The sequence below is a fragment of the Pseudoalteromonas sp. APC 3250 genome (assembly GCF_030407915.1).
Classification (GTDB): Bacteria; Pseudomonadota; Gammaproteobacteria; order Enterobacterales; family Alteromonadaceae; genus Pseudoalteromonas; species Pseudoalteromonas tetraodonis.
The window spans coordinates 61,315-87,647 of the sequence record NZ_JASDCM010000008.1 but is presented as its reverse complement, the minus strand read 5'-3'; the positions used below and the strand labels follow the sequence as shown (position 1 = coordinate 87,647).

The following is a 26,333-nucleotide window of genomic DNA, read 5'->3' as shown; positions in this document are numbered from 1 at the left end:
AAGCGACTTAGGTCGCTTTTCTTTTTAAAGTATTAAAGTTCAGGACAAATTCACCGTTTATGTGTTAAAAAGGCGCTATAATTAGCAAAATACTGACTTCCCTCACTTACAAAGGAATTATAATGAGTTGGCGCCATTGGATACTACTTTCTACATTACTCAGCACAACCGTTGTTGCTGAAGAAACAGCAAATAACGAGCAAAACAATGAACTTGAGCTGGTTAAACAATGTATTTTAAATGAAGTGATCGGTGGAGACGGTAAACAAACGCTCGATCAATTACGTAAAAAGTGTTCTGCCGTTGAAGAAAGCAAGCAGCTAACGGCTATCGACAAACGCCAAGCCCGTGAAGCGGTTGGTAAAAAAAATCGTAATGTAATTACCCCGCATAAACGTAATTATATTTTACCTGTTTCTTATATGTCGAACCCAAACACTCGCCCGTTTGATGGATTTGCAGAGTTAACCGATAAAAAAGATGGCGACCCACTTGATAACCTAGAAGCTAAATATCAGCTATCAATTAAAGTGCCTTTGTATGATGAGTTTGCCGATTCAGACCAAGCGATATTTTTTGGCTTTACTTTGCAGTCATACTGGCAAGTATATAACGACGATATTTCTTCCCCTTTTCGTGAAACCAACTACGAGCCAGAAGTATTTTGGATTAATTACTTAGACCCTGAAAACGTTTTATGGGGCGATGAAATGGCAATAGCCATTGGTATTTCGCACCAATCTAATGGTCGTAGTCAGCCAAACTCGCGTTCTTGGAATCGCATTTATGCCGATTTCATTTGGGAAAAAGACGGCTTTGTATTTAGCTTTAAACCTTGGTATCGCATTCCTGAAAACAAAAAGCCTGCGCCGTTAGATGCACGAGGTGACGATAACCCAGATATCTATAAATACATGGGTTACTTTGAATTTGGTGGCGCGTATCGCTTTAACGATCATGAATTTAGTTTTATGACTCGCAATAATTTAAATTCAGATAACCGCGGGGCAATTCAGCTTGATTGGTCATTCCCATTATGGGGAAGAGTTCGCGGCTACGCACAATATTTTAATGGCTATGGCGAGAGCTTGATAGACTATAACACCGATATTGAACGCTTTGGTGTGGGTATATTACTGACAGATTTACTGTAAAAAATGCTTATAAAAAAAGCCAAGCAACTCGCTTGGCTTTTTCGTTTATTCTTATTATTTTTTAACCACAAACTGCCCTTCAAATTGAGCAACCACCTCGTCACCATCAAAAATGGTTACCGGCACTAGGTAACTTGCTTTACCCGCATCTTGTAACTCATTTAAGTTCCCTTTACAGGTTTGAATATTCACACAGCCCTTAGGGTCAGTATTTAGTGGCTTTAAATACTTAATGTTGGCATCGGCTAACACAATATTCCCTTCAAGCCCGGCTTCTTTTAATGCTAAATACGTTGCCCCCCAACCCGTTAATGTAGCTAGGCTATAAATAGAGCCCGCAAACATAGTGTTGTGTAAATTTAAGTTAGCATTTAAATCTGCACGAGTAGTAAATTGCCAATCTGTGTAACTTTCAACTTTTATTCCCATAGCATCACTAATGGGGATTGATTCACGCCATGTGTTTTGCAGTACTTGAGTCCAATTTGGGTGGCGAAACCAACCTGGTTCACTCGGTTTGAGCTTAACCATTTTATAATGCTGTACATCACCATAAGCCAAATGTGCTTTTTCTTTATTTTCATAGCCATGGCGCTGATAAAATTCCAGTGCTCGCTCGCGAGCAAACAACACTAATTCATCAGCATCTTGATTCCACGCTATTTTTTCGAGCTCATGTAACAAGCGGCTACCAATATGTTGATTACGGTTACCCTCTGCAACCGCCATATAACGTACTTGAGCTTGTTGCTGATTATTAAAGTGCAAACGAGCCACACCCAATACTTCACCCGCTTTATTTTTAATGAAGCGATGCTCAGCCTCTTGCTCTAAATCGTCTTGCTCAGAGCCCCGAGGTTCGCCCCATGGGGCACGTAAAACCTGCCAGCGTAATTGGTAATAGGCTTGCCAGTCTTCACTACTTTGTGGGGTGCTCACTTGAAACATACATACTCCATAAATTAAAAATGTAAAATATTACGCTGTGCATTTTGTGAAAAACACCATACTCGATCTGGATAAAACTGCAAATAAGACTTTGGTGCTGAGAAAACAGCTGTAAAAAATTAATGACAAAAGCCGTTGCGATTTACCTCTGCTGGTTTATGCTCAATAGCATGAATAAATATATCCATTGCAGTAGTGGCCTGATCAGCCAACATTTTATTGAGCATAGTTCATCGCTAGGCCAGTTACTTTATTGGCATAATCAGCATGGTGAGCACATACAAGTAAGAGAGTATCAACAACTTCGCTGGCTACTCATTAATAACACGTTGCAGTCTGTTATTTTAAAAGCAAAACCACATGCATTACTGTTTCCACACCTTGCTTATTTAGCAACGGCTTGGCAACAGCTACCTGCGCCTAAAAAAGTACTCGAACTGGGTTTAGGTGGCGGTGCCATTCGTAATTACTTATTAGAACAGTATCCTCAAGTGCAGGTTACTTCAGTAGAGAAAAGCCCCCATATTATTGACTGTTATCAACAATTTTTTGCCCCCAGTGAACAACAACAGATTCATTGCGAGGATGCGCAAACAATTTTAAAATCAGCAGAGCATATGGACTGGGTCATTTTAGATTTATTTAGTGAATTAGACGCCCCGCGATTTTTATTTGATTCATGCTTTTATCAAACAATTTATGATGCACTTGATCAACAGGGCATCTTATTTATTAACTTTTTATCGCAGCACTCATCACAACTCACTCAGTTACAACATGTACTACTGACTGTATTTGGGAAGGCTATTAGTATTCAAAAAATTACCGGCTTTGTTAATCATATTGTGATTGTAAAAAAAGCACGTTAAGCGGTTAAATTAAAGGTAACCGGCCCATCGTTACATAAACTCACCTGCATATCGGCTGCAAATTCACCGGTCGCGACCTTAATACCGAGTAATTTAGCCTGCTCTACAAAGTAATTATATAGCGCTTGCGCTTGGTCTGGTGTAGCTGCCGATGAAAAGCTAGGCCGCATGCCTTTTTTTGTATTGGCTGCGAGCGTAAATTGCGATACGACTAACAGTTCGCCTTGTATGTCTTTAAGGCTGAGATTCATTTTATCGTTTTCGTCATTAAAAATACGGTAATTGGTGACTTTGTGTAATAGTTTATCAGCGCTGCTTTCATCATCTTCTTTTTCCACCCCCAGCAATAATACAATGCCTTGTTTAATTTCACCGACAAGCTGTTGGTCTATCACCACATTAGCATGTGTTACTCGTTGAATTAATCCCTGCATTTACTCTGTATCCTCTGCTTGTTGATCTTTTTTATTGTAATGCTGCATGTTAATACACACGGTGAATTCAGCGCCTAGTAGCACCACGACCCACGACAAGTAAACCCATACAAACAAAATGGGAATGGTTGCTACCGCACCATAAATCACTTCGTATGATGGAAAATGACTAATGTACAAAGCAAAGCCTTTTTTGGTTAGCTCAAATAACATGGCAGCAAATAGCGCACCGGGAACGGCCGCCTTAAACGAAACGCGAGTATTGGGCACTAAGGTGTAAAGCATAATAAAACCAGCCATAGAAATCGCATAAGGGAGTAGCTTTAACAAGAAGCCACTAAACCCTGGGATCCCCTGATCGGCAAACGATACCAACGACACAATATATGAGGTTACACCGATACTGGCGCCCAGTAATACGGGCCCTAAGCTGAGTACCATCCAATATACGGCAAACGATATCATCATCGGGCGTTTTTTCTTTACTCGCCAAATACGATTTAGCGTGGCATCTACATTACGAATAAGTAGCAAGGCAATGGCTGCTAAAAAGCCAATACCTACTGCCGTCATTTGATTGGCATTACTAGCAAACGAGCTAATATGCTCTTTAATAACACCAGAAGAGGTCGGTACAAAGTTAGTAAACAAAAAGCTCTCAATGGCTAAACGGGTCGACTCAAATCCTGGAAAAGCAGAAAATATTGCCACACCTACAGCAATAAGTGGGACTAACGAAAGTAAAGTAACGTAAGCTAAATACCCTGCATTAATGGTTATTTGATCGTCAATACAGCGATTAAAATATTGCATCCACCAGCCTGGTTGCAGTTTTAAAAACGCCTTAACTTGCTGTTTATAATGGGAGAGCTTATCATTCATACAATTGACTTTGTTGGTGAGCTTTTGATTATAATAACAATCAAGGCCATAATTTACAGCATTAACACTCGTAAATAGGAATTCAGATGAAAAAACAAACATTTTTAGGGACAACCATACTTGCGTTAATGCTGATGCTCTCTGGTTGTCAGTCTGCTTATTATTCGGCAATGGAAAAAGTAGGTGTTCATAAGCGTGATATTTTGATTGACCGCGTTGAAGAAACAAAAGACTCACAACAAGAGTCTCAACAAGAATTTCAATCAGCACTTGAGCGTTTAACTACACTCATTAATTTTGATGGCGGTGAGTTGCAAGATGCTTACAATCAGCTTAATGACGATTACGAGTCAAGCCTTCAAGCGGCAAACGAAGTATCAAGTAACATTAATAAAGTTGAAGACGTAGCAGAAGCTTTATTTGATGAGTGGAATGATGAGTTAGAGCAATACAAAAGTGCCTCACTTAAGCGTGAAAGCAGCAAAAAGTTAGCAGCAACACAACGTCAATTCGACCAGTTACTTCGCTCAATGCGCAGCGCCGAGAGTAAAATGGAGCCGGTATTATCCTCTTTAAAAGACAACGTATTGTACTTAAAGCATAACTTAAATGCGCAAGCGGTAGCGGCTATCAAAGGTGAATTTACTAACTTAAAGCGCGATATTCAGTTATTAATGAATGATATGAACAAATCGATTGAAGACTCAAATAAATTTATTGAGCAAATGAATAAATCCTAAATATTTAACCGATTAAACTGAGCCCGCTAAAAATAGCGGGCTTTTTTATACACACTTTTTGTTACTTTTTTGTCCTTTTTTAGTAACCTGCTTTTGTTACACTTTCTGTAAGATAAAAATAACAACTAAAAATGAATCATGAAAATACATACACTTAGCTTAATTATCGCCTCCAGTGTGCTCGTTGCATGCAGCACTGCGAATAATATTGAGGTTATTGCAGGCCCTGATACCGTTATTCCACTTCATCAACAAGGTGAGCAAGCTGGGCGCTACCACAACCTCTACCCAGGCAAAAAAAGTTATCCTGTTAGCTGTGAAACTGATTGCTACCCAAAAAACAATAACTTAGTTTGTGAAACAGAGGCTGAAAACTGCCAATATCAAGGTCAGCAAAAAAATCCGCAGGTTAATGCGGGCTTTACTATTCGTTGGCTCGGACACGCAGGCTTTGTGATCAAAACCCCGAATGGCCAACAAGTTGTATTTGATCCCGTAAAAGAGCAATTTGACTCGCCTATTGATTTAGCTTTTCGCCTTACTTCAGGATTTTATCGCAAGCCTGGCGACTGGCTCACTGACAATGAATTGAAAAACTTAGTCGCCGTTATGTATTCTCACATTCACTACGATCATTTCAATAAAGCCGATATTGAAGAAATTGGTAATCAGCCTCGCTACCTAACCCCCCTTGGCATGGCTGATAACTTTCCAATAGGTGGCTTTAACATTAGTGAAATGGCATGGTATGCAAAAACTAAAATTGATGATTTAACCATTCATGCGCTACCTGCGCATCATTTTAGTAGCCGTGTGTTAGTGCCTTTTATTTATGAAGATAATAATAAAGACCTATGGAATGGCTGGTTACTTGAGCAAAGTGGCAACACTTTATTTTTTGCAGGCGACACTGGTTATTCAAAACACTTCAACGATATACAGCAAAAATATGGCGATATCGATGTGTGCTTAATGCCTATTGCCTCTTATTACCATAAAGAGAACGGCAACTGGTACCGTTATGTACATACCACTCCTGAGGATGCCTTAACCGCAGCACAAGCGCTTAACTGTAAAGTAATGATACCGTGGGGCTATGGTAACTCAAGTTGGAAGATGGGCGATCACAGCAGCCACTCTGCACTACTGCGCTTATTGCATATGCATAAAAAAATGAACTCGAAGATCCCTCTGTATATTTTAAATGAAGGTGAAAGCATCCAGCTTTAATTAGTCATTTACACAAAATGCGTTTACATAATTAGTAATAACCCCCTCACTGAACTATCTTTAATTAACTAAACAGTCAGGGGGTTTTATGTTTCTTGTGCGACTCATTTACGCCAGTAAAATAAGTAGTGGTTTTGGGCCTGAAGATATAGAAAATATTTTACAAAGTGCGCGAACCTACAATGTAAAAACAAATGTCACCGGCATGTTATGTTTTAGTAATGAGTACTTTTTACAATGCCTTGAAGGCTCCAGAACCGCTGTTAATAATACCTATCAACAAATATTAAATGACAAACGCCACCACAATGTAATTATGCTCAACTATACCCAAATTCCCGAAAGAGAGTTTGAAACATGGTCAATGGGCTATGTGCCGCAATCACAGCTAACCGAATTACTTAATCTAAAATACTCGGGTAACATTGACTTTAACCCTTTTAAAATGTCGGGTGAAAGCGCGCATTTATTAATGTTGGCATTAAAAACAAGCATAACTGGGGCAATAAGTTAATATAATAAATACAACTATGAGATTGTTTTTAATTGCTATTTAAGCCAAGCTAAATCATCTTTAATTGATGAGCTTATTAATGAAAAAAACACTACTCGCTTTTAGTTTACTTTTCACCCAACCACTTATGGCTATTGAAGTTAGTCATACATCAACAGCTATTATTATTGATGGTGTCTCTGAAAGTACATGGGATAGCGCCACATGGCATCCTATGCCGCACCTAATGGATGGCGCACTTCCCTCATCAGAGGCCGATTTTAAAGGCCGCTACCGTCTTCTATGGGATGAAAACTACTTGTATTTACAAGCAGATATTAGTGACGATGTGCTGATTGATACTCACCCAGATCCAACTGATAAATACTGGGATGATGATGCCTTAGAAGTGTTTATAGATAGTGACGCATCGGGTGGGAATCATCAGTTTAATCATACCGCGTTTGCTTATCACATTGGTCTTGATAACCAAGCAGCCGATTATGGCCCTGATAAAAAAGCGCATTTATATACCGACCACTTAGTTAGTAACTGGAAGCGTAATACCACTGCGCCCTATAATATCACGTGGGAAGTGGCGATAAAACTCTACCCGAATGATTATCAACAAGGCGCAAAAAATACACCGCTTAAATTAACTGAAAAACACGTTATTGGTTTTATGCTCGCCTACTGCGATAACGACGGCAGTAAAGTTCGTGAGCACTTTATGGGCTCACACGAAGTAAAGCCAGTGAACGGTGACAGAAACCGTGGATTTATAGATGCAGATGTATTTGGGAAAATCACTTTGCTACCGAAAAGTAAGTAATCACTAACTAAATAATTGATAACGAAGGTTGGGTTGAGCTAAGCGAAACCCAACAAAAATATCCTATTAACAAAAACAGAGACTTTGCAATATAGATTATTTAATTCTCAAGCACGTTTTTCCTTATATAAAGAGCGCTGCGCCCTAATAAAGCTAATTTCAGCCACCCTTTTGCTCATGATTAATAATTTTAAGAAGCAAATCAATTCTGCGATTTGTTTTTTTGGTCTGCTCCCTAACCATTCCCTGCACCACAGCTGAAGCAAGGAAAATAAAACATATTATTTGAAATATTTCAGTTTCAATATTATAGAAGCTATTAGCAATTGATAACAAAATAAAGGGTAAAAAAATTGATATGAGATCTTTCAAGCCCCAATCATTGTTTCCTAACGTTTCAAATTCATCTTTATATTTTTGCAGTTCAGCAATATGTTCTATCTCTAGTTTTGCCATAATTTCATTTTCGGTATTCACACTAGCTCACACGCACATAGTAAATATAGCTTTGATAATAACTTAATACCTCTTTTAGGTTCAATATTAAAAACTGTTTAACAGTATCGAACCAACTGCGATGCTTTAACCTGTGGACTTACGCTCTTCTCTGGCTAACTATTATCCACAAAAAAGCCGCTGTATTTTGCAATACAGCGGCTTTTAAAATCATGATTCTAAATTAATAGATTATGACTTAGGCGCACGACCCGCACGTTTACGCTCATTTTCAGTTAAATGACGTTTACGAATACGAATGTTCTCAGGTGTAACTTCTACTAACTCATCATCAGCAATAAACTCAAGCGCTTGCTCAAGTGAATAGTTAAGAGCTGGTGTTAGTGTTTGTGCTTCATCGGTACCAGATGCACGAACGTTAGTAAGTTGCTTACCTTTAAGCGCATTAACTGTAAGGTCGTTATCACGGCTATGAATACCGATAACCATACCTTCGTATACTTCAACACCGTGACCGATGAATAAACGGCCGCGCTCTTGTAAGTTAAATAATGCGTTAGTTAGTGCTTTACCTGTTGCATTTGCAATCATTACACCGTTCTTACGAACACCTAGCTCGCCACCTTTGTGCGGACCGTAGTGATCGAACGTATGGTAAAGTAAACCAGAACCCGATGTTAACGTCATGAACTCAGTTTGGAAACCGATTAAACCACGGCTTGGGATCATAAAGTCCAAACGCATACGGCCTTTACCATCTGGGGCCATATCAGTAAGCTCACCCTTACGAAGACCAATTTGTTCCATGATAGAACCCTGGTGCTCTTCTTGACAGTCAATTGTTAGTGTTTCATACGGTTCTTCTAACACACCATCAACAGTACGTAAGATAACTTCTGGACGAGATACAGCTAACTCGTAACCTTCACGACGCATGTTCTCGATTAAGATACCTAAGTGTAATTCACCACGACCCGATACACGGAAGCTATCTGGGTTATCAGTGTCTGCAACGCGAAGTGCAACGTTGTGTACTAATTCTTTGTCTAAACGCTCACGGATATTACGTGATGTTACAAACTTACCTTCTTTACCACAGAAAGGTGAGTTATTTACAGAGAACGTCATCGTTACTGTTGGCTCATCAACACTTAGTGGAGGTAATGCTTCAACGTTGTTAGGACAACAAAGCGTATCTGAAATCTTAAGCTCGCCAAGACCCGTTACCGTTACGATGTTACCAGCGTAAGCTTTGTCAGTGTCAATACGCTCAAGACCTAAGTAGCTTTGTACTGAACCAATTTTACCGTTACGTTTAGACCCGTCAGCGCTAATAACCGTAACTTGTTGGTTAGGTACAACTGAACCGCGTTTGATACGACCAATGCCAATTACACCTTTATAAGAGTTGTAATCAAGCTGTGAGATCTGCATTTGGAAGTCACCTTCAGGATCTGCATCCGGTGGTGATACTTCGTCAACGATCATCTTGAACATAGGTTCCATGTTATCAGATGCTTCGTCTAAATCTAATGTAGCCCAACCATTGATTGCTGATGCGTAGATTACTTTAAAGTCTAACTGTTCATCAGTTGCGCCTAGGTTGTCGAATAAATCAAAGATTTGATCCATAACCCAATCAGGGCGAGCACCTGGCTTATCAATTTTATTGATAACAACGATTGGCTTTAAGCCTTGCGCGAATGCCTTTTGCGTTACGAAACGCGTTTGTGGCATTGGACCTTCCTGAGCATCAACAAGTAGTAATACTGAGTCAGCCATCGAAAGTACGCGTTCAACTTCACCACCGAAGTCGGCGTGTCCAGGAGTATCTACGATATTGATATGGTAATCATTCCATGAGATAGCGGTGTTTTTCGCTAAAATGGTAATACCACGTTCTTTTTCAATGTCGTTTGAATCCATCACGCGCTCTTCATTACCGCCGCGTGTTTCTAATGTACCTGATTGCTCAAGTAGTTTATCAACCAGTGTTGTTTTACCGTGGTCAACGTGGGCGATAATTGCTATATTTCTTAACTTTTCGATGCTCATATATTCACTCAGAGAAATTGAATCTCATTGATCCTGCAGGGGCTATACGTTCTCACCTGCGCTTTCACGAGATGTCCCAGCATAGGATTTAAAAGGGCGCATATTATCCCCTATAAATGGAATGGATGAAAGTTTATCCAAAATAAAATTTCAAACTTTCTCAATAAAATAATTAACCCATTGTTTTAAAATAATTAATTATGATGATTAATTTTTAGATATTTATATAAAAAGATGGTTTTGGGTTAATTTAAAGCGACTTTACTGCGTATTTTGCATTTTCTTTGTGCTAGTCTAAGGTGATTAATTTACAAGCAATTATTGCTTTGTAAATATTGCACCATTTTGGAAAAATTACGCACTAAGATGGTGCTCAATCTATATCACCTTTATTTTATTTATATTTTTTTACATAAAAAACAAATAATTATAATAGTGGCACAAAATCAGCTTGTAGATATTCAACGTATCTAAGCAGCAATAATAAAACCCAATAGTTGGAGGACACATGTCACAATCGGTTTTAGATTTTATTAAAGAAAATGACGTTAAGTTCATTGATTTACGCTTTACTGACACAAAAGGTAAAGAGCAACATGTTTCTATTCCTCATCATCAAGTTGATGAAGACTTTTTTGAAGATGGAAAGATGTTTGACGGTTCTTCAATTGCTGGCTGGAAAGGCATCAACGAATCAGACATGGTGTTACTACCAGATGCAGATTCAATTAAACTTGACCCTTTCACAGAAGAAACAACCCTAATCGTTCGTTGTGACGTGGTTGAACCTTCTACATTACAAGGTTACGAACGCGACCCTCGCTCAGTTGCTAAGCGCGCTGAAGAGTACATGCGCTCTACGGGTATTGCTGACACTGTTTTATTTGGCCCAGAACCAGAGTTTTTCGTATTTGACGACGTTAAATACAAATCTGACATGTCTGGTTCAATGTACAAAATTGATTCTAAGCAAGCAGCTTGGAACTCAGATAAAGAATATGCAGATGGCAACACAGGCCATCGCCCAGCTGTTAAAGGCGGTTACTTCCCAGTTGCACCTGTTGATGATTTCCAAGATTGGCGTTCTGCAACGTGCCTAGTTTTAGAAGAAATGGGTCAAGTTGTTGAAGCGCATCACCACGAAGTGGCGACTGCCGGTCAAAACGAAATTGCAACGCGCTTTAACACTATGGTGTTAAAAGCCGATGAAATCCAAGAAATGAAATATGTTATCCACAACATGGCTCACCTTTACGGTAAAACGGCAACGTTTATGCCTAAGCCGGTTGTTGGTGATAACGGTTCTGGTATGCACTGTCACCAGTCTTTAGCAAAAGATGGCGTAAACTTATTCGCAGGTGATAAATACGGCGGCCTTTCTGAAGATGCACTTTACTACATTGGCGGTATTATCAAACATGCTAAAGCGATCAACGCTTTTGCTAACGCGTCAACTAACTCGTACAAACGTTTAGTACCTGGTTTTGAAGCACCGGTAATGCTTGCATACTCGGCTCGTAACCGTTCTGCGTCAATCCGTATTCCAGTGGTTCCATCTGCAAAAGGTCGTCGTATCGAAGTACGCTTCCCAGATCCAACAGCTAACCCATACCTTGCTTTCTCTGCAATGCTTATGGCTGGCCTTGACGGAATTAAAAACAAGATCCACCCTGGCGATGCTATGGACAAGGACTTATACGACTTACCTGCTGAAGAAGCGGCAGAAATTCCAACAGTTGCTTCTTCATTAGATGAAGCATTAGCTGCGCTTGATTCAGACCGTGAATTCTTAAACCAAGGTGGTGTATTCACCAATGACTTAATCGATGCTTACATCGCACTTAAGTCAAAAGAAGTTGAAAAACTTAACATGACAACTCACCCAGTTGAGTTTGAAATGTACTACAGCTGTTAATTTATTAACCGATAAATAATGTGTGTTTTAAGCCCGCTTTGCGGGCTTTTTTTATGGTAAATTTAACGGTTCTACACTAAAGTGAAGTTAGTTTAAACAATGCAGGATAGCTGGATGGTAGGTAAGATTTTGTTGCTATTAATAGCTTTAATGTTAAGCCTTAATAGCTATGCGAGCGATAAAAAAATTTACGCATGGAAAGACAAAAATGGGGTGCTGGTTTTTTCAGATACTCCTCAGCCTGGCGCTAAAGAGGTTAAACTCACGAGCCAACATCTCAGCATGCCCGCTACAAACACCGATATTCTTGATACTGCTCCTACTAAAACAGCAGTAAAGTTTAGTATTAGTATTTCATCGCCTGAACCAAACCAAACTATCAGGGAAAACACCGGCTCTGTGTATGTCTCTACCCGTATTGCCCCTCGATTTGAAGCTGGATTTACTATTGGTTTATTTTTAAATGGCGTTGCCATTGGTGAACCTAGTGACACCACTACACTGGCGTTAAGAGATGTGGAGCGAGGCCAACACACACTGCAAGTTAAACTTTATAATAAACAAAATCAGGTAATTGCAACCAGTCCTGAAAGTGTATTTTTTATGCACCGTAAAGGCCTTAACATAGGTCGATAATTACAATTAAGTACGCGTGTTTAGCGTATATTTTCTAAAAACCTTGCCTACCTTCCCAGGCGCACTAAAATGGTGCAATGATGATTAATAAAACACATTTTAGCCCAGAGCTACTGAATATAATTTGGCAAAACCAAACCACCGCCCTGATGTTACTTGATGAAAGCTTTAAGCTTATTTACGCTAACACCAGTGCCAGTGAATTACTTGGCTTAGGCGAAAAACGTTTGCTAGGACAAGCATTCGACGATTTATTTAACTACCATTCTATCGACTTAAAACGCATTGCACAGTACTCGTTAGTTGATGGTGTAGACTGCCACCAGCACAGAGCTGACGTGGTGTTTATCGATTCTCGCCATGCAAAATTAGCGGTGAGTACTCGGCGAATAAAACATAACGACACCTATTATATTTTATTTGAATGTCGACAAACCGATGACGAAATAAAGCATGACCAAGTCTCAAATCAAATGCATCAATACCAAGCTGCGCGTAACTTAATTCGCGGTTTAGCTCATGAAATTAAAAACCCGCTGGGTGGAATTCGCGGGGCGGCGCAATTATTGCAGTACGAGGGTGATCAACAAGAAAGAGATCAATGTGCAGAACTGATAATTGAACAAGCCGATCGGTTGCGTGAATTAGTTGATAAACTCCTTGGGCCTAACCAACTACCGCAAAAATCGTATGGCAATATACATCAAACATTAGAGTCGGTTGTTAAACTCAGTACGTTAGATAACAACCGCAATATTCGGTTAGTTAAAGACTACGACCCGAGTATTCCTGATGTTTATATTGATCAGAGCAAGGTTCAACAAGTGGTGCTAAACATTGTGCGTAATGCACAACAGGCATTGGTAGATGGTGGCGAAATAAAAATAAAAACACGGATTAATTATCAGCATCGTCGTCCGGGAAAAGCCCCTAAAAAGGCATTACTTATTCAAGTAATGGATAACGGCCCAGGTATTGATGCTAATTTACGCGACACCTTATTTTACCCTATGACCACTAATAAAGAAGGTGGCTCGGGACTTGGATTATCTATAGCGCAAACCTTGATTGATCAACATGATGGCTATATCGAATGCGATAGTTGGCCAGGACATACTGAATTTAATATTTATCTGCCATTTACAGATTAATACTTTGGAGTTTGCATGAAAACAGCTTGGCTTGTAGATGATGATGCCTCAATTCGCTTTGTACTAGAAAAAGCACTGACTCGCGCAGGGTTTGAAGTAGAAAGCTTTGCAGATGCGCAAAACGTTCTTAATGCACTAAAATTTAGTCAACCCAGTGTGTTAATTTCAGATGTAAGAATGCCGGGGATGGACGGGATGGCGTTACTTGAGCTGATAGCTGAGCAAACCCCTGGCCTACCCGTTATTATTATGACCGCACACTCTGATTTAGACTCAGCGGTTAATGCTTTTCAAAAAGGTGCGTTTGAGTACTTAGCTAAACCGTTTGATTTAAATGAAGCCGTTGCGCTAGTGGAAAGCGCCTATCGTGCTAATTCGACCAAAAAAACCAAACGAAAAAGCGCGCCACCCAAAAGCGCTCATATTATTGGCGAAGCCCCTGCTATGCAGGAAGTGTTTCGTGCTATAGGTAAGCTGTCAGCATCCAGTATGAGCGTACTCATCAATGGTGAATCAGGTACCGGTAAAGAGTTGGTTGCCAGCGCCTTGCACAATCATAGCCCGCGTAAAGAAAATCAATTTATTGCTCTTAATATGGCCGCTATTCCTAAAGAGTTAGTTGAGTCTGAATTATTTGGCCATGAAAAAGGCGCTTTTACGGGGGCCGATAGCGTGCGTAAAGGGCGCTTTGAACAAGCCAATGGCGGTACCTTATTTTTGGATGAAATAGGTGATATGCCACTTGATGTACAAACCCGCTTGTTACGCGTATTAGCCGATGGCGAGTTTTACCGCGTTGGCGGCCATCAAAGTATAAAGGTGGATGTGCGCATTATTGCTGCCACTCACCAAAATTTAGAAGAGCTGGTAAAACAAGGTAAGTTTAGAGATGACTTATTTCATCGTTTAAACGTGGTTCGCTTACGCTTGCCGGCTCTACGCGAGCGCCCCGAAGACATAGAACGCTTAGCGCTACACTTTTTACATAAAAGTGCAAAAGACCTGCAAGTAGATAGTAAAGTACTTAGCCCTAAAGCGATTAAACAACTGTGTTTATTTAATTGGCCAGGAAATGTTCGCCAGCTTGAAAACACCTGTCGATGGTTAACCGTAATGGCACCTGGGGAGCTGATTGGTGAGCAAGATTTACCCCCTGAAATTATTGATAATGCCGCCGCAACTCAAGAAGGCGATTGGCTAGATTCATTTCAGCAATGGCTTAATCAAGAGTTTAAACAAGGTAAAGAAAATATTTGGCCGGATATTCAAGCCCAGCTGGAAACCCGCTTAATAAAAACAGCACTCGCTAATTGTTCAGGCCATAAGCAAGAAGCCGCGGTAAAAATTGGTTGGGGTCGCAATACGTTGACCCGTAAATTAAAAGAGCGCAATATTAGCTGATATTTTATAAGGCTAGCGCCCTAGGTTATTGATGAAGTTAATTGAAAACATCCCTTTGTTTAAGCAAATGGAAATTATAAATCGCTTAGAATTCTTTAAAGAGTTCACGCTTAATGAACGTCAAATTCTTTTAGAGTCGTTTGGATTATTATACTTAGTAAGTAAAAATCAGTTTTTATTTAAAGAGTTTGATAATGACAAGCGACTTTTTATTGTCCTCAGTGGCTCTTTGATGGTGTTTAAGCATAGTCACCTACTGGAACTGGGTAGTATAGAACCTGGTGAATTTATTGGTGAAGGCGCGTTTATTAATAACCGAGAGCGCAGCATTAATGCACGCGCCAAAGAAAATGCCATCGTACTGGCTATTACTGCCGACGCCCTTACCCGCCTGCCTAATGTTATACGCGAAAAAATTAAAGACCGTATTATTGAAGGAATGAGCCTGCGCATAGCTAAACTAAGCGAACATATAGAAACCCACGGTTAAATCAGTCCATATAAACAATTTGTAGTGAGCAATCAAGCCAACCGGGGGTGTTAACACTTGCGGTAAATGTGTAGGTATCTGACGGCTTGGCGCCAAAGGGGGTATTTACAAGCGGCTGCGAATGACTGTATGTTTGCGAATAGTCTTTATAATAAACAACAACATAACCATATAAATATTCCCAACTTAACCTCACGATTGCGCCACTTGGTAATGTAAACTCAACAGCTTCATTTGCAAATTTGACTGCTAAATCATTGTATTTATCTTCGCTGCAATGAGTTGTTCTCAGCTGTTTAGGCATAACAAAATTTCTATTGGCATCAGCATTTTTTAAATAAAAGCCTATATTGCCATCACCATAAAAATGATTTGAACGACTTGTATAATTAACTTGTGGCGCGTACCCTAACTCTTGCATTATAGCTGCAAGTTGCTCCGTCTCTTTGGGGTAAATTTTATCGCTTGAGAGTAGTAATGTGGCCTCACCAAAATCTGATGGGATTGCTAGTTCTACATATTCATAGGGAAGAGTTTGTGCATTTAGTGCAGCATCTAGCTGGTTGCGCTGTTCACCTTGCAAGTTTTCAATAAAAACATAAACAGTAGGTCGCTGGCACGCAGCTAATAAAAACACCAATATACATATTAAAATTCCATTTTTCATTATCACCCCCAAATGATTACAAGTGTAGTCTATAAGGGGGGATTTAAAATGGCAATTTAATTTATTTGGTTATTTAACCATGCATCAACACTCTGGCGATTATAAAGTACTTCATTAAATAAACGATGTCGTTCAAATACCAGCTCGCTTTGTTTGGTTTTAAGCCCGCTGACTAACTGACTATGGGTGTCATTAAACTTGGAGATAACTGAAAAACCACGTTCAGTGTCTTCTTGTACCTGCTGAGCCAAATGCTTTCTAACATCATCAGCAGTTAACATATCTGAATTGTCTAAGCCCATTAGCTCTTTTTTCATCGCTAATCTTATGCCCATGTTTTACTCCACTGTTTATATTCAATCTCTTTTTACGACAGATATTGGCAATAAGCGCGCCAATGTGTAATTTTTTTCACGCGAAGTGTAGCCTTGAATTACTTCAGTTTTTTTAAAGACAAATGAAAGAGGTAAAAAGTTTCATAAAAAATGCACAATCATCGCATCTAACAAACGCACTTTGATGCAAAATAACCAGCTAGCCTTTATACTACAGCTAATACCACCCCCCACAGAGAAACATGATGAACGAAGAATATATAGAAATTGAATTAGAAGAAGAGCCTATAGAGCTTTGTAAATTATTAAAAGTATTAGATCTAGTTGAAGGTGGTGGCCAAGCAAAAAATCTAATTAGCGGTGGCTATGTGGGTGTTAACCATGAAATTTGTACAATTAAACGGAAAAAATTATACAGTGGCGATGTTCTTACATTTGATGGCGAGTTGTTCCAACTGACGCTAAGTGAAGATGCCACTCCTGCAGAGCGTCCTGTTATTGATGAAACAGTTACAGCAGAAAAAGCCGCGCCCGTAGCAACAACAGAGCCGGCTAAAAATAAGCGCAAACGTACTAAAAAACCTAAAGTGGATGAAAAAACGGGTCGTCGTCCTATTTCGTTTGGCTAACATTCGCTTACGTCATATGTGTTATTAAAAGCCAGTTTGCATCACTGGCTTTTTTATTCTTTAATAGAATATCAATAATAAAAAATCGATGCTTACATGTCAGAAAACACTGCAAACCGCTGGATAAAACCCGTACTCATCACCGCCCTGTTATGGAATATATTAGGTGTTTTTGCATTTATCATGCAGCTATCATTAACACCCGAAATGGTAAGTAAACTCCCACAAGAACAACAGCTTGCTTATAACAACCAACCTCTATGGGCTACTTTAGCGTTTGCTATTGCAGTATTTGGCGGCGCATTAGGGTGCGTACTTTTATTATTCAAAAAATCACTAGCCGCATTAACATTAATAATCTCTTTGGCAGCGGTTTTAGCTCAGCAATACTATAATTTTATGATTATTAATAGCATCAGCTTGTTTGGCGTTAGCGCTATTTTTATGCCTATTGCAGTGACCTTAATTGCGATTGCATTGGTGTATTTAAGTTTCCACTTAAAACAACAGGACTACTTTAAATAACACTTTTTTGAGTTTAGTTTTGTGGCCAATTATTACTCAGAGCATCCCTTGAATTTTAACTTTTGGCCTTCATCTCTATTTATATAACAGTCAAAAAAATTACACTGCATGGTATTTTTTTATCATGGTACACAGTTTGCAAACTACTACAGAGCTCACTTTTTCAAGAATATCAATCTAATTTATTGAAGGGACAAATAATGAAAAATAGTTTCGACACCCAACAACAGCTTACTATCAATGGCGAGCAATACCATATTAACTCGCTCATGGGACTTGGCGATAAAGCCAAACGCCTGCCTTTTTCGTTAAAAATATTACTAGAAAATTTATTGCGTAATGAAGATGGTGTGAATATTAAAGAGCAAGATATTCAGGCACTACTAGATTGGGATCCAAAGGCTAAGCCCTCGGCCGAAGTAGCCTTCACCCCTGCCCGCGTAGTAATGCAAGATTTTACCGGTGTCCCTGCTATTGTTGACTTAGCCGCCATGCGTGATGCGATGGAAAAGCTTGGTGGCGATCCTGCAAAAATAAATCCGCTTTCTCCGGCTGAACTGGTGATCGATCACTCAGTACAAGTGGATGGTTACGGTAAAGATGGCTCATTCGACTTAAATTCAAAACTAGAATATGAACGTAATAAAGAGCGCTACGAGTTTTTACGTTGGGGTCAAACCGCATTTGATAATTTAAAAGTGGTGCCACCAGCCACAGGTATTGTCCATCAAGTAAATTTAGAATACTTAGCACGTGTAGTATTTAATGATACAAAAAACGGTAAATCGTTAGCCTATCCAGATACACTGGTTGGTACTGATTCTCACACAACCATGATCAACGGCCTAGGCGTACTCGGTTGGGGTGTAGGCGGTATTGAAGCCGAAGCCGCCATGCTTGGCCAACCTATTAGCTTGCTTATCCCACAGGTTGTGGGTGTTAAATTAAATGGTCGCTTACCTGAGGGCACTACAGCAACCGATTTAGTACTTACTGTTACTGAAATGCTGCGTAACCACGGTGTGGTAGGTAAGTTTGTTGAGTTTTATGGTGACGGGCTTGCCGACTTACCACTGGCCGACAGAGCGACTATTGCCAACATGGCACCGGAATATGGCGCAACCTGTGGTATTTTCCCTATTGATGATGAAACGATTAATTACTTACGCTTAACTAATCGTGATGAAAAGCAGCTTAAACTGATTGAAGATTACGCAAAACATCAAGGTTTATGGCGTAATGATGGCGATGAAGCACATTATACCGATAAGCTAGAACTAACTTTAGATGATGTAGTACCAAGTCTTGCTGGCCCGAAACGTCCACAAGACAGAATCACACTGGATAAAGCCGGTGATGTTATTGGTCAACACTTAAAAGACTTCCAAGACGAACGTATGGCACGTCGAGATAAAAGCGATGAAGAGCAAGCGCGTATTGAAAGTGAAGGCCCTACTACCAATCCTGACGAACCCACTGATGAAGCGCAGTTTATGGGCGCAGCAAAAGTTAACTTTAATGGCCAAGAGTTTGAATTAAACGATGGCGCCTGCGTCATTGCTGCAATCACAAGCTGTACTAATACCTCTAATCCAAGCGTAATTTTAGCGGCAGGATTGGTGGCTCAAAAAGCACGTCAATTAGGTATTAATGTAAAACCTTGGGTTAAAACGTCTTTAGCACCAGGTTCGCAGGTGGTTACCGATTACCTTGAAAAAGCAGGGTTAATGGATGATCTTGATGCGCTTGGTTTTAACTTAGTTGGTTATGGCTGTACCACCTGTATCGGTAACTCAGGCCCATTAGCGGATGAAATTTCAGAAGCTATTCAAAAACATAAACTAATTGTAAGCTCTGTTTTGTCGGGTAACCGTAACTTTGAAGGGCGTATTCACCAAGACGTTAAAATGAACTTCCTCGCGTCGCCACCACTTGTAGTAGCTTATGCTATAGCAGGTAGAACCGATATTGATGTATACAACGAACCACTTGCGCAAGATAAGTATGGTAACGATATATACCTTAAAAATATTTGGCCAAGCGTTAAAGAAGTGAGTGAGCTTGTAAAAAATACGGTAACTAAAGAAATGTTCGAAAAAAGCTACGCCAATGTTTACGATGGCGACAGTCGCTGGCAAAAAATTCAAATACCTGATGGTAAGCTTTACGATTGGGATGCTGCCTCGACTTATATCAAAAAAGCGCCATTCTTTGATGGTATGAGTGTTGAACCGCCGGGGATCCCAAAAATAGAAGGTGCGCGCTGTCTAGCTAAACTAGGCGATTCAGTGACTACCGATCATATTTCACCAGCAGGTGCGATTAAAGCGGAGGCACCCGCAGGACTTTATCTACAAGAAAATGGGGTAGAAAAAGCACAGTTTAATTCTTATGGTTCTCGCCGTGGTAATCACGAAGTGATGATGCGTGGTACATTTGCTAATGTGCGCCTTAAAAACTTACTCGCCCCCGGTACTGAGGGCGGTGTCACTCGCACTCAACCTGACGATAAGCTAGAGAGTATTTATGATGCGGCAATGGCATATCAAGAGAGTGGAACACCATTAGTGGTTCTAGCAGGTAAAGAATATGGTACCGGCTCCTCACGAGATTGGGCTGCAAAAGGCTCATTACTACTCGGTATTAAAGCTGTGATAGCACAAAGCTATGAGCGCATTCACCGCTCGAACCTGATTGGTATGGGCGTATTACCTTTACAATTTAAAGAGGGTGAAAGCCATGAGTCATTGGGCTTAACGGGGCAAGAACAATTTGATATTCAAGGTTTATACGACAAAACCGACGAAGTCAGTGTCATTGCCACCAACAGTGAAGGTAAACAAGTTAGTTTTAGTGCCGATGTGCGTATTGATACCCCTAAAGAGTGGGATTACTACAAACATGGCGGGATTTTGCAGTACGTATTACGCAATATGCTCGACTAACTAGGCATTAAACAAGGTAGCTTAAAAGCCTAGCTCAGCAATGAGCTGGGCTTTTTTACATTCGCTATAGAAGTAAATATTGATACACCCTTGCGCTAAATCAATGTTGCTCTATCAAGATACCATACACTAAGAAGACACGCTGCGCAGAGGTCGCCATGTCTTCAATAGTAATGATAAGACTACTTAAAACATCTATTTTGCTTGGGTTATGCCTGATTGTGACAGGCCATGTATTAATTGTATCGAGCTACTTTACCAGCCAGTACGGTATTAAAGGCATTATTACTGCAGCAGCGTGCATTGCAATTGGTGTGTTTTTATCACTGCCAACTAAAATTTATTTAACCATATTATTAATGGAAGCAGAAAAGCGCTACTTGAAATCGCAGTAACCACCTAGGGCTAAAAGCCGCTGAAACTTTCGACTTCTTTACTGCGTTGCTCAATTCTCTTTTTGGCTTTTTCAGCATCTTCAAACAACTTATTAATTGACTCACTGTTGTATATTTCAGGCGCTCGCTGAGGAAAAGGTTTTGCAGCAGATTTAGCACTGCCACTTAATATAGCTGTATCTTCGGCTACCACAACATTAATATCTGCAGGGTCAAGGTGCACTTCAATACTCTTGCCATTTTTATTTGGCACATCGGAGAAATGCCACTGCCCTTGCTCATCTTGCCACTTATAAATTTTACTTTGAGAGTCAGATGCTAACGGTGACGATGTGATTTTATCTCCTACTTTTTTAAGCTCAAGTGTGAGCTGTTCGAATGTATTAGATGAAAGCGCTACCACTTTATCTTTAATAGAAAAAGATTCATTTTTAATCAATGAGCTGGTTAGCCAAGGTTGCCCATTTGGCTTTTTAAGATAAAACAAAGAGATAAGAGCAATGACCATTACTGATATTGCTAAGTAGGTAAAGTATTTCATAGCGTTCCTGCTGTAAATTTAATCCTTTATTATCATTAATATAATAAAAAAACAGCAGTCAGGCAATTATTTTCCACAAAATAAAAACGCAGCTTTAGCTGCGTTTTTAAATTTATAGCTTTGAATAATAAGGTAATTAAATTCCATCACCATCAATATGCAAGCCACACTCACGGTTCAGCCCAAAAAAGCGGGTTTCTTCTTCGCTCATTCCTGGCTCTAATTTACGCGTAGTGTGTACATCACCCATAGACACATAACCTTGCTCCCATAATGGGTGGTATGGCAGATCATGTTTAGTGAGGTATTGGTACACATCACGATTATTCCACTCAATAATAGGGTACACTTTTACTGTACCCCGGCTTATTTCTAAAACTTGTTTTTCAGCACGGCTCGACGATTGATCTCGACGCAAGCCACTAAACCAAGTGCTCGCGTTAAGCTCTTTTAAAGCACGCGTCATTGGCTCTACTTTATTGAGCTGGTTGTATTGCTTAATACCTTCTTCACCAAGCTCCCATAGTTTTCCAAATTTAGCCTCTTGCCAAGCAGGGCTCAACTGCGCTTTATACACTTTTAAATTAAGTGATAAACGCTCGCTCATCTGATCGATAAACTGATAGGTCTCTGGAAATAGATAACCCGTGTCTGTTAGTACAACTGGTATATCGGGGCGCTGTGATGTCATTAAATGCAACATTACCGCTGCTTGAATACCAAAACTCGATGATAAAAACGCGGTGTCAGGCAAGTGCTCTAGCGCCCATGCAACGCGCTGCTCAGCACTCATGTTAGCCAGCAAACCGTTCGCATCAGCTAACATAGCCTGTTGGCTTTGCTTATCTAGCTGTAATATGTTTTTAAATTCACTCATGGTCAATTTTAAACCTCACCAGCGCGGTGCGCTGCTTTTAAATTATGCGTAAAAATCGGTAACAGATACTTTTACTTCTGCAACAATACCCTTGCGAATAACAAAATCACCAAAGCATTCGCCTTCATTGCGCTCACTAACCCATTGCCCAATCAGCTTATCAAATGCCTCTAGGTAAACTTCTTCGCCCACATTTTCAAGATAAAGCTTAGGGATACGCGTACCCTCCGTATTCCCGCCAAGGTAAACGTTGTACTTACCTGGGCCTTTACCTACTAATCCAGCTTCAGCTAGCATGGCACGACCACAGCCGTTAGGGCAACCAACCACACGCATAATAATGCTGTCATTAGGTACTCCATGCTTGGCCAATAAGCCTTCTATTTTTTCAATTAAACTCGGTAAGTAACGCTCGGCTTCGGCCATCGCTAAAGGACAAGTCGGCAGTGATACACACGCCATTGAGTTTTTACGTTGCTCAGTGTCTTTGTCATCAATCAAACCGTGTTCACGCGCTATTTTTTCAATGATTGCTTTTTGACCTGCAGGTACACCGGCAATAATTAAGTTTTGATTGGCGGTCATGCGAAAATCACCTTGATGAATTTCTGCAATCTTACGACACCCTGTTTTCAGTGGCTTATTGGGGTAATCTAAAATACGACCACTTTGGATAAAGAGCGTTAAGTGATGTTTACCGTCAATGCCTTCAACCCAACCAATACGATCCCCTCGATGAGTAAACTCATAAGGGCGGCTTGGTGCAAAGCTCACGCCTGCACGTTTTTCAACTTCTGCTTTAAATACATCAGACCCAACACGGTCAAGTGTGTATTTAGTTTTTGCATTTTTACGATTTGAGCGGTTACCCCAATCACGCTGAACAGATACCACGTGCTCAGCAATTTTTAACGTATCTTCTAGGCTAATAAAGCCAAAGTCGTCCGCTTTACGCGGGTAGGTTGCTGTATCGCCATGGGTCATGGCAAGGCCACCCCCTACTAGCACGTTAAAACCAACTAATTTACCGTTATCAGCAATCGCCACAAAGTTTAAATCGTTAGCATGTACGTCCACCTCATTATTAGGTGGTATCGTCACTGTGGTTTTAAACTTACGCGGTAAATAAGTTGAGCCTAAAATTGGCTCTTCTGTAGTTTCAGATTTTTCACCATTGAGCCAAATTTCAGCGTATGCCTTCGTTTTAGGTAATAAGTGTTCAGAAATTTTTGCTGCCCACTCGTAGGCCTCTTGATGTAACTCAGACTCAACCGGATTGGTAGTACATAACACATTACGGTTAACATCACCGGCGGTTGCAATAGAATCAATACCCACGCTATTAAGTAGCTGGTGCATACCTTTAATTTCAGGTTTTAATACACCATGGAACTGAAATGTTTGGCGCGTAGTTAAACGAATACTGCCATAGCTGGTTTTCTCCCCAGCAAACTTATCAATTGCTAACCATTGCTCGGGCTTAATAATACCGCCAGGCATACGTGCACGCAGCATGACATTATGTAGTGGTTCTAGCTTTTGCTTAGCACGCTCGGGACGAATATCGCGGTCATCTTGCTGGTACATGCCATGAAAACGAATTAACTGGAAATTATCGGCAGTAAAACCACCGGTAATTTCATCTTTTAAATCTTGCGCTATAGTGCCGCGTAAAAAGTTACTTTCTCTTTTTAAACGTTCGTTATCAGAAAGCTTTACGGTTTTATCTTGTTCGCTCATTTTAAATCCTAAATTTGTTACAGTGACGGCTGTTAGCTTTTAATAAAATAAACAACGTGCACTTAATACACGTCTTTCTGATAGCGATTTGCGCTACGCAAATCTTTTAAGTATTGATCGGCCTCTTCATTACTTTTGCCGGTATTTTCTGTGATGATATCAATTAAGGCATTGTGTACATCTTTAGCCATACGGTTTGCATCGCCACACACATAAAAATGAGCACCCGCTTCTAGCCAGTCAAACACTTCTTTTGAGTTTTTACGTAACTTATCTTGCACGTAAACTTTTTCTGCTTGGTCGCGGCTAAACGCCACATCTACTTTACTTAACAAGCCTGATTTTAAGTAACCTTGAATTTCTACTTGGTATAAAAAGTCTTGGGTAAAGTGTGGGTTACCAAAAAACAGCCAGTTTTTACCCGTAGCCTCTCGCGCATCACGCTCTTGTAAAAAGGCACGGAACGGTGCAATACCTGTACCTGGCCCTACCATGATGATCGGTGTGTCATCATTTACTGGTAAGCGGAAGTTGTCGTTATGTTCACTAAATACTTTTACTTTACAGCCTTCTTGCGCACGGCGTGCTAAATAGCCTGAACAGCCACCTAAATGCTCTGTGCCAAACGCTTCAAACTCAACCAATGCAATAGTTAAATGCACTTCGTCCTCAACCTCGCTTTGGCTAGAAGCAATTGAATATAAACGCGCTTGCAATTTACGTAGGCAATCAACCAGTGTTTGCGCCTCTAATTTAGCTGGGTTTTGTGCAACCACATCAAAAATTTGGCGAGGCTCAATATATTCACGCATTGCGGCTTTATCTTCCACAAGCTTAAGAAGTTCAGGCGTGCCTGTAGCCGTGGCATATTTTTCTACAAAACCAGGGTACGATTGTGTCAGCTCTAGTTTTTCAATTAAGGCATCACGCACGCTAAGTTCTTCATCGCCAAGTTTAACGCGGCTATTTGGATCAATTTGTGTTTGCGTTAGTAGCTCATCTACACGGGCTTCATCATTTAAAAAGTAAATGCCTAATGAGTCACCCGGCGTATAGGTAATGTCAGACCCTTCAAGTGAAATTTCAACATGGCGTACATCTTTGGTTGAGTCACGACCGGTAATTTTTTGCACTAAGCTTAGCTCTGCCGCAAACGGGTTTTGCTTAGTGTATTGGCTAGCCGCTGTTGTGGGTGTACCAAATGGCATTGATACAACTTGGCCGCCTGTAGCATCCTGCTGAGCTTTTAAATCTGGTTCAAACGCATTTAACGCGCCCTCAATCCAAGTGGCGGCTTCGTCATCGTAATCAACGTCTAGGTCGGCACGTTGATAAATAACCTCTGCACCGAGTTTAGTTAAACGCTCTTCAAAGTCTTTAGCGGTTTGACAGAAAAATTCATAGCTAGAATCACCTAAACCTAATACCGCGACTTTAACGCCATCAAGCTTTGGCGCTTTTTTGGTAATTAAAAATTCGTACAGTGTTTCGGCATCTTCAGGTGGCTCACCTTCACCATAAGTTGATACAACAACGGTTAAAAACTTTTCTTTTTTCAATGCGGTTGGCTTGTAATCTGACATGCTAACCAGCTTTGCAGCTAACCCACGAGATTCAGCTTGCTCTTTAAGCTTAGTCGCCACCGCTTTAGCGTTACCTGTTTGTGAACCATACAAAATAGTAAGTACTGCTGCCTCAGAGGTTGCTGGTGTACCTGCAATTGGCGCACCTAGCGCTGCTGAATTAGCATTAGCAGCCAAATAGCCGCTAACCCACGCTTGCTGAATTGGATTAAGCTCAGCCACTAAACCTTGTAGCTTTTGTACTTGCTCTTGCGAAAGCGGACTTGCTAGCGCATTGAGTTGACCTAACAACATGAATTTTTCCTCATAACCCTGAACGTTAAACACAATGCTTGTTCACATTGTTTAAAATGAGTGCCACCTCATTCAGAAGGTTCTGTTGAGGTTAATTGAGTATGCAGGATAGCCGT

26 protein-coding genes are annotated in these 26,333 nt (G+C 40.3%); 15 read left to right on the top strand and 11 right to left on the bottom strand.

Features of this window, described 5'->3' with window-relative positions:
- Window positions 1-122 precede the first annotated feature (122 nt).
- Window positions 123-1,154: a phospholipase A gene (locus tag QL986_RS10630; protein WP_033102728.1), complete on the top strand. Its 1,032-nt coding sequence runs from the start codon at window positions 123-125 to the stop codon at window positions 1,152-1,154.
- Between the two features lie 54 nt (window positions 1,155-1,208).
- On the opposite strand, the gene QL986_RS10625 is transcribed toward QL986_RS10630, so the two are convergent.
- Complete coding sequence (locus QL986_RS10625) at window positions 1,209-2,102, bottom strand: bifunctional GNAT family N-acetyltransferase/hotdog fold thioesterase (protein ID WP_028835930.1); 894 nt, start codon at window positions 2,100-2,102, stop codon at window positions 1,209-1,211.
- 122 nt (window positions 2,103-2,224) lie between these two features.
- On the opposite strand from QL986_RS10625, the gene QL986_RS10620 reads away from it, so the two are divergent.
- Window positions 2,225-2,971, top strand: coding sequence for a fused MFS/spermidine synthase (locus QL986_RS10620; protein WP_128583485.1), 747 nt, complete (start codon window positions 2,225-2,227; stop codon window positions 2,969-2,971).
- Here QL986_RS10620 and dtd read toward each other — a convergent pair.
- Together dtd and QL986_RS10610 are read right to left on the bottom strand one after the other, a co-directional pair.
- Window positions 2,968-3,405 carry a D-aminoacyl-tRNA deacylase gene (gene dtd, locus QL986_RS10615; RefSeq protein WP_033102725.1) on the bottom strand — a complete coding sequence of 146 codons (438 nt, stop codon included), beginning with the start codon at window positions 3,403-3,405 and terminating at the stop codon, window positions 2,968-2,970. The two genes, QL986_RS10620 and dtd, sit on opposite strands and share 4 nt — an antisense overlap.
- Window positions 3,406-4,287 carry a virulence factor BrkB family protein gene (locus QL986_RS10610; RefSeq protein WP_013463803.1) on the bottom strand — a complete coding sequence of 294 codons (882 nt, stop codon included), beginning with the start codon at window positions 4,285-4,287 and terminating at the stop codon, window positions 3,406-3,408. It lies immediately after the preceding gene.
- An 86-nt stretch (window positions 4,288-4,373) separates the two neighbouring features.
- Here QL986_RS10610 and QL986_RS10605 point away from each other — a divergent pair, with 86 nt between their 5' ends.
- From QL986_RS10605 to QL986_RS10590, 4 genes are all read left to right on the top strand, one after another.
- Window positions 4,374-5,027 carry a DUF2959 domain-containing protein gene (locus QL986_RS10605; protein ID WP_013463802.1) on the top strand — a complete coding sequence of 218 codons (654 nt, stop codon included), beginning with the start codon at window positions 4,374-4,376 and terminating at the stop codon, window positions 5,025-5,027.
- A 138-nt stretch (window positions 5,028-5,165) separates the two neighbouring features.
- Entirely contained in the window at window positions 5,166-6,257 is a 1,092-nt protein-coding gene (locus tag QL986_RS10600; protein WP_290190693.1) for an MBL fold metallo-hydrolase, read from the top strand.
- Window positions 6,258-6,345: 88 nt separating this feature from the next.
- On the top strand, window positions 6,346-6,771 hold the full coding sequence (locus QL986_RS10595; RefSeq protein WP_016900061.1) for a BLUF domain-containing protein: 426 nt from the start codon (window positions 6,346-6,348) through the stop codon (window positions 6,769-6,771).
- Window positions 6,772-6,850: 79 nt separating this feature from the next.
- Complete coding sequence (locus QL986_RS10590; RefSeq protein WP_290190694.1) at window positions 6,851-7,582, top strand: CBM9 family sugar-binding protein; 732 nt, start codon at window positions 6,851-6,853, stop codon at window positions 7,580-7,582.
- Window positions 7,583-7,741: 159 nt separating this feature from the next.
- On the opposite strand, the gene QL986_RS10585 is transcribed toward QL986_RS10590, so the two are convergent.
- Both QL986_RS10585 and typA read right to left on the bottom strand, forming a co-directional pair.
- Complete coding sequence (locus QL986_RS10585; RefSeq protein WP_128583481.1) at window positions 7,742-8,059, bottom strand: hypothetical protein; 318 nt, start codon at window positions 8,057-8,059, stop codon at window positions 7,742-7,744.
- Between the two features lie 210 nt (window positions 8,060-8,269).
- Window positions 8,270-10,093, bottom strand: coding sequence for a translational GTPase TypA (gene typA, locus QL986_RS10580; RefSeq protein ID WP_013463797.1), 1,824 nt, complete (start codon window positions 10,091-10,093; stop codon window positions 8,270-8,272).
- A gap of 508 nt (window positions 10,094-10,601) precedes the next feature.
- On the opposite strand from typA, the gene glnA reads away from it, so the two are divergent.
- The 5 genes from glnA (at window position 10,602) to QL986_RS10555 (ending at window position 15,686) form a co-directional block, all read left to right on the top strand.
- A complete protein-coding gene (glnA, locus tag QL986_RS10575; RefSeq protein ID WP_138764759.1) occupies window positions 10,602-12,008 on the top strand; it encodes a glutamate--ammonia ligase in 1,407 nt (468 codons plus the stop codon).
- 114 nt (window positions 12,009-12,122) lie between these two features.
- The gene (locus QL986_RS10570; protein WP_290190695.1) at window positions 12,123-12,644 is read left to right on the top strand and encodes a DUF4124 domain-containing protein; all 522 of its coding nucleotides are present in this window, start codon (window positions 12,123-12,125) and stop codon (window positions 12,642-12,644) included.
- A gap of 80 nt (window positions 12,645-12,724) precedes the next feature.
- Window positions 12,725-13,795 (top strand): nitrogen regulation protein NR(II), encoded by a 1,071-nt coding sequence (gene glnL, locus QL986_RS10565; protein WP_128583479.1) that lies wholly within the window; start codon window positions 12,725-12,727, stop codon window positions 13,793-13,795.
- A gap of 15 nt (window positions 13,796-13,810) precedes the next feature.
- Window positions 13,811-15,196, top strand: a complete 1,386-nt coding sequence (gene ntrC, locus QL986_RS10560; RefSeq protein ID WP_010391999.1) for a nitrogen regulation protein NR(I) — start codon at window positions 13,811-13,813, stop codon at window positions 15,194-15,196.
- Between the two features lie 31 nt (window positions 15,197-15,227).
- On the top strand, window positions 15,228-15,686 hold the full coding sequence (locus tag QL986_RS10555; RefSeq protein WP_013463792.1) for a cyclic nucleotide-binding domain-containing protein: 459 nt from the start codon (window positions 15,228-15,230) through the stop codon (window positions 15,684-15,686).
- A gap of 1 nt (window position 15,687) precedes the next feature.
- On the opposite strand, the gene QL986_RS10550 is transcribed toward QL986_RS10555, so the two are convergent.
- Both QL986_RS10550 and QL986_RS10545 read right to left on the bottom strand, forming a co-directional pair.
- Window positions 15,688-16,353, bottom strand: a complete 666-nt coding sequence (locus tag QL986_RS10550; RefSeq protein ID WP_128583478.1) for a hypothetical protein — start codon at window positions 16,351-16,353, stop codon at window positions 15,688-15,690.
- 56 nt (window positions 16,354-16,409) lie between these two features.
- On the bottom strand, window positions 16,410-16,688 hold the full coding sequence (locus tag QL986_RS10545) for a hypothetical protein (RefSeq protein WP_013463790.1): 279 nt from the start codon (window positions 16,686-16,688) through the stop codon (window positions 16,410-16,412).
- 245 nt (window positions 16,689-16,933) lie between these two features.
- Between QL986_RS10545 and QL986_RS10540 the strand changes: the two genes are divergently transcribed.
- The 4 genes from QL986_RS10540 (at window position 16,934) to QL986_RS10525 (ending at window position 21,182) form a co-directional block, all read left to right on the top strand.
- Window positions 16,934-17,317 (top strand): RNA-binding S4 domain-containing protein, encoded by a 384-nt coding sequence (locus QL986_RS10540; protein ID WP_013463789.1) that lies wholly within the window; start codon window positions 16,934-16,936, stop codon window positions 17,315-17,317.
- Window positions 17,318-17,413: 96 nt separating this feature from the next.
- The gene (locus QL986_RS10535) at window positions 17,414-17,842 is read left to right on the top strand and encodes a hypothetical protein (protein ID WP_128583477.1); all 429 of its coding nucleotides are present in this window, start codon (window positions 17,414-17,416) and stop codon (window positions 17,840-17,842) included.
- A gap of 200 nt (window positions 17,843-18,042) precedes the next feature.
- Window positions 18,043-20,787 (top strand): aconitate hydratase AcnA, encoded by a 2,745-nt coding sequence (gene acnA, locus QL986_RS10530; protein WP_290191522.1) that lies wholly within the window; start codon window positions 18,043-18,045, stop codon window positions 20,785-20,787.
- Between the two features lie 158 nt (window positions 20,788-20,945).
- Window positions 20,946-21,182, top strand: a complete 237-nt coding sequence (locus QL986_RS10525; RefSeq protein WP_024601183.1) for a hypothetical protein — start codon at window positions 20,946-20,948, stop codon at window positions 21,180-21,182.
- Window positions 21,183-21,192: 10 nt separating this feature from the next.
- On the opposite strand, the gene QL986_RS10520 is transcribed toward QL986_RS10525, so the two are convergent.
- The 4 genes from QL986_RS10520 to QL986_RS10505 form a co-directional block, all read right to left on the bottom strand.
- Window positions 21,193-21,723, bottom strand: coding sequence for a DUF4124 domain-containing protein (locus tag QL986_RS10520; protein WP_013463785.1), 531 nt, complete (start codon window positions 21,721-21,723; stop codon window positions 21,193-21,195).
- 136 nt (window positions 21,724-21,859) lie between these two features.
- Window positions 21,860-22,600, bottom strand: coding sequence for a phosphoadenylyl-sulfate reductase (locus tag QL986_RS10515; RefSeq protein WP_013463784.1), 741 nt, complete (start codon window positions 22,598-22,600; stop codon window positions 21,860-21,862).
- Between the two features lie 42 nt (window positions 22,601-22,642).
- A complete protein-coding gene (gene cysI, locus QL986_RS10510; protein ID WP_036955679.1) occupies window positions 22,643-24,340 on the bottom strand; it encodes an assimilatory sulfite reductase (NADPH) hemoprotein subunit in 1,698 nt (565 codons plus the stop codon).
- A 62-nt stretch (window positions 24,341-24,402) separates the two neighbouring features.
- Window positions 24,403-26,217 carry an assimilatory sulfite reductase (NADPH) flavoprotein subunit gene (locus QL986_RS10505; RefSeq protein ID WP_064663525.1) on the bottom strand — a complete coding sequence of 605 codons (1,815 nt, stop codon included), beginning with the start codon at window positions 26,215-26,217 and terminating at the stop codon, window positions 24,403-24,405.
- Window positions 26,218-26,333 lie beyond the last annotated feature (116 nt).

What these genes read in the sequence shown, in the direction of transcription:
- QL986_RS10630 (WP_033102728.1), top strand. Translation starts at nt 123, where the DNA reads ATGAGTTGGCGCCATTGGATACTACTTTCTACATTACTCAGCACAACC.
- QL986_RS10625 (WP_028835930.1), bottom strand. Translation starts at nt 2,102, where the DNA reads ATGTTTCAAGTGAGCACCCCACAAAGTAGTGAAGACTGGCAAGCCTAT.
- QL986_RS10620 (WP_128583485.1), top strand. Translation starts at nt 2,225, where the DNA reads ATGACAAAAGCCGTTGCGATTTACCTCTGCTGGTTTATGCTCAATAGC.
- dtd (WP_033102725.1), bottom strand. Translation starts at nt 3,405, where the DNA reads ATGCAGGGATTAATTCAACGAGTAACACATGCTAATGTGGTGATAGAC.
- QL986_RS10610 (WP_013463803.1), bottom strand. Translation starts at nt 4,287, where the DNA reads ATGAATGATAAGCTCTCCCATTATAAACAGCAAGTTAAGGCGTTTTTA.
- QL986_RS10605 (WP_013463802.1), top strand. Translation starts at nt 4,374, where the DNA reads ATGAAAAAACAAACATTTTTAGGGACAACCATACTTGCGTTAATGCTG.
- QL986_RS10600 (WP_290190693.1), top strand. Translation starts at nt 5,166, where the DNA reads ATGAAAATACATACACTTAGCTTAATTATCGCCTCCAGTGTGCTCGTT.
- QL986_RS10595 (WP_016900061.1), top strand. Translation starts at nt 6,346, where the DNA reads ATGTTTCTTGTGCGACTCATTTACGCCAGTAAAATAAGTAGTGGTTTT.
- QL986_RS10590 (WP_290190694.1), top strand. Translation starts at nt 6,851, where the DNA reads ATGAAAAAAACACTACTCGCTTTTAGTTTACTTTTCACCCAACCACTT.
- typA (WP_013463797.1), bottom strand. Translation starts at nt 10,093, where the DNA reads ATGAGCATCGAAAAGTTAAGAAATATAGCAATTATCGCCCACGTTGAC.
- glnA (WP_138764759.1), top strand. Translation starts at nt 10,602, where the DNA reads ATGTCACAATCGGTTTTAGATTTTATTAAAGAAAATGACGTTAAGTTC.
- QL986_RS10570 (WP_290190695.1), top strand. Translation starts at nt 12,123, where the DNA reads ATGGTAGGTAAGATTTTGTTGCTATTAATAGCTTTAATGTTAAGCCTT.
- glnL (WP_128583479.1), top strand. Translation starts at nt 12,725, where the DNA reads ATGATTAATAAAACACATTTTAGCCCAGAGCTACTGAATATAATTTGG.
- ntrC (WP_010391999.1), top strand. Translation starts at nt 13,811, where the DNA reads ATGAAAACAGCTTGGCTTGTAGATGATGATGCCTCAATTCGCTTTGTA.
- QL986_RS10555 (WP_013463792.1), top strand. Translation starts at nt 15,228, where the DNA reads ATGAAGTTAATTGAAAACATCCCTTTGTTTAAGCAAATGGAAATTATA.
- QL986_RS10550 (WP_128583478.1), bottom strand. Translation starts at nt 16,353, where the DNA reads ATGAAAAATGGAATTTTAATATGTATATTGGTGTTTTTATTAGCTGCG.
- QL986_RS10545 (WP_013463790.1), bottom strand. Translation starts at nt 16,688, where the DNA reads ATGGGCATAAGATTAGCGATGAAAAAAGAGCTAATGGGCTTAGACAAT.
- QL986_RS10540 (WP_013463789.1), top strand. Translation starts at nt 16,934, where the DNA reads ATGAACGAAGAATATATAGAAATTGAATTAGAAGAAGAGCCTATAGAG.
- QL986_RS10535 (WP_128583477.1), top strand. Translation starts at nt 17,414, where the DNA reads ATGTCAGAAAACACTGCAAACCGCTGGATAAAACCCGTACTCATCACC.
- acnA (WP_290191522.1), top strand. Translation starts at nt 18,043, where the DNA reads ATGAAAAATAGTTTCGACACCCAACAACAGCTTACTATCAATGGCGAG.
- QL986_RS10525 (WP_024601183.1), top strand. Translation starts at nt 20,946, where the DNA reads ATGTCTTCAATAGTAATGATAAGACTACTTAAAACATCTATTTTGCTT.
- QL986_RS10520 (WP_013463785.1), bottom strand. Translation starts at nt 21,723, where the DNA reads ATGAAATACTTTACCTACTTAGCAATATCAGTAATGGTCATTGCTCTT.
- QL986_RS10515 (WP_013463784.1), bottom strand. Translation starts at nt 22,600, where the DNA reads ATGAGTGAATTTAAAAACATATTACAGCTAGATAAGCAAAGCCAACAG.
- cysI (WP_036955679.1), bottom strand. Translation starts at nt 24,340, where the DNA reads ATGAGCGAACAAGATAAAACCGTAAAGCTTTCTGATAACGAACGTTTA.
- QL986_RS10505 (WP_064663525.1), bottom strand. Translation starts at nt 26,217, where the DNA reads ATGTTGTTAGGTCAACTCAATGCGCTAGCAAGTCCGCTTTCGCAAGAG.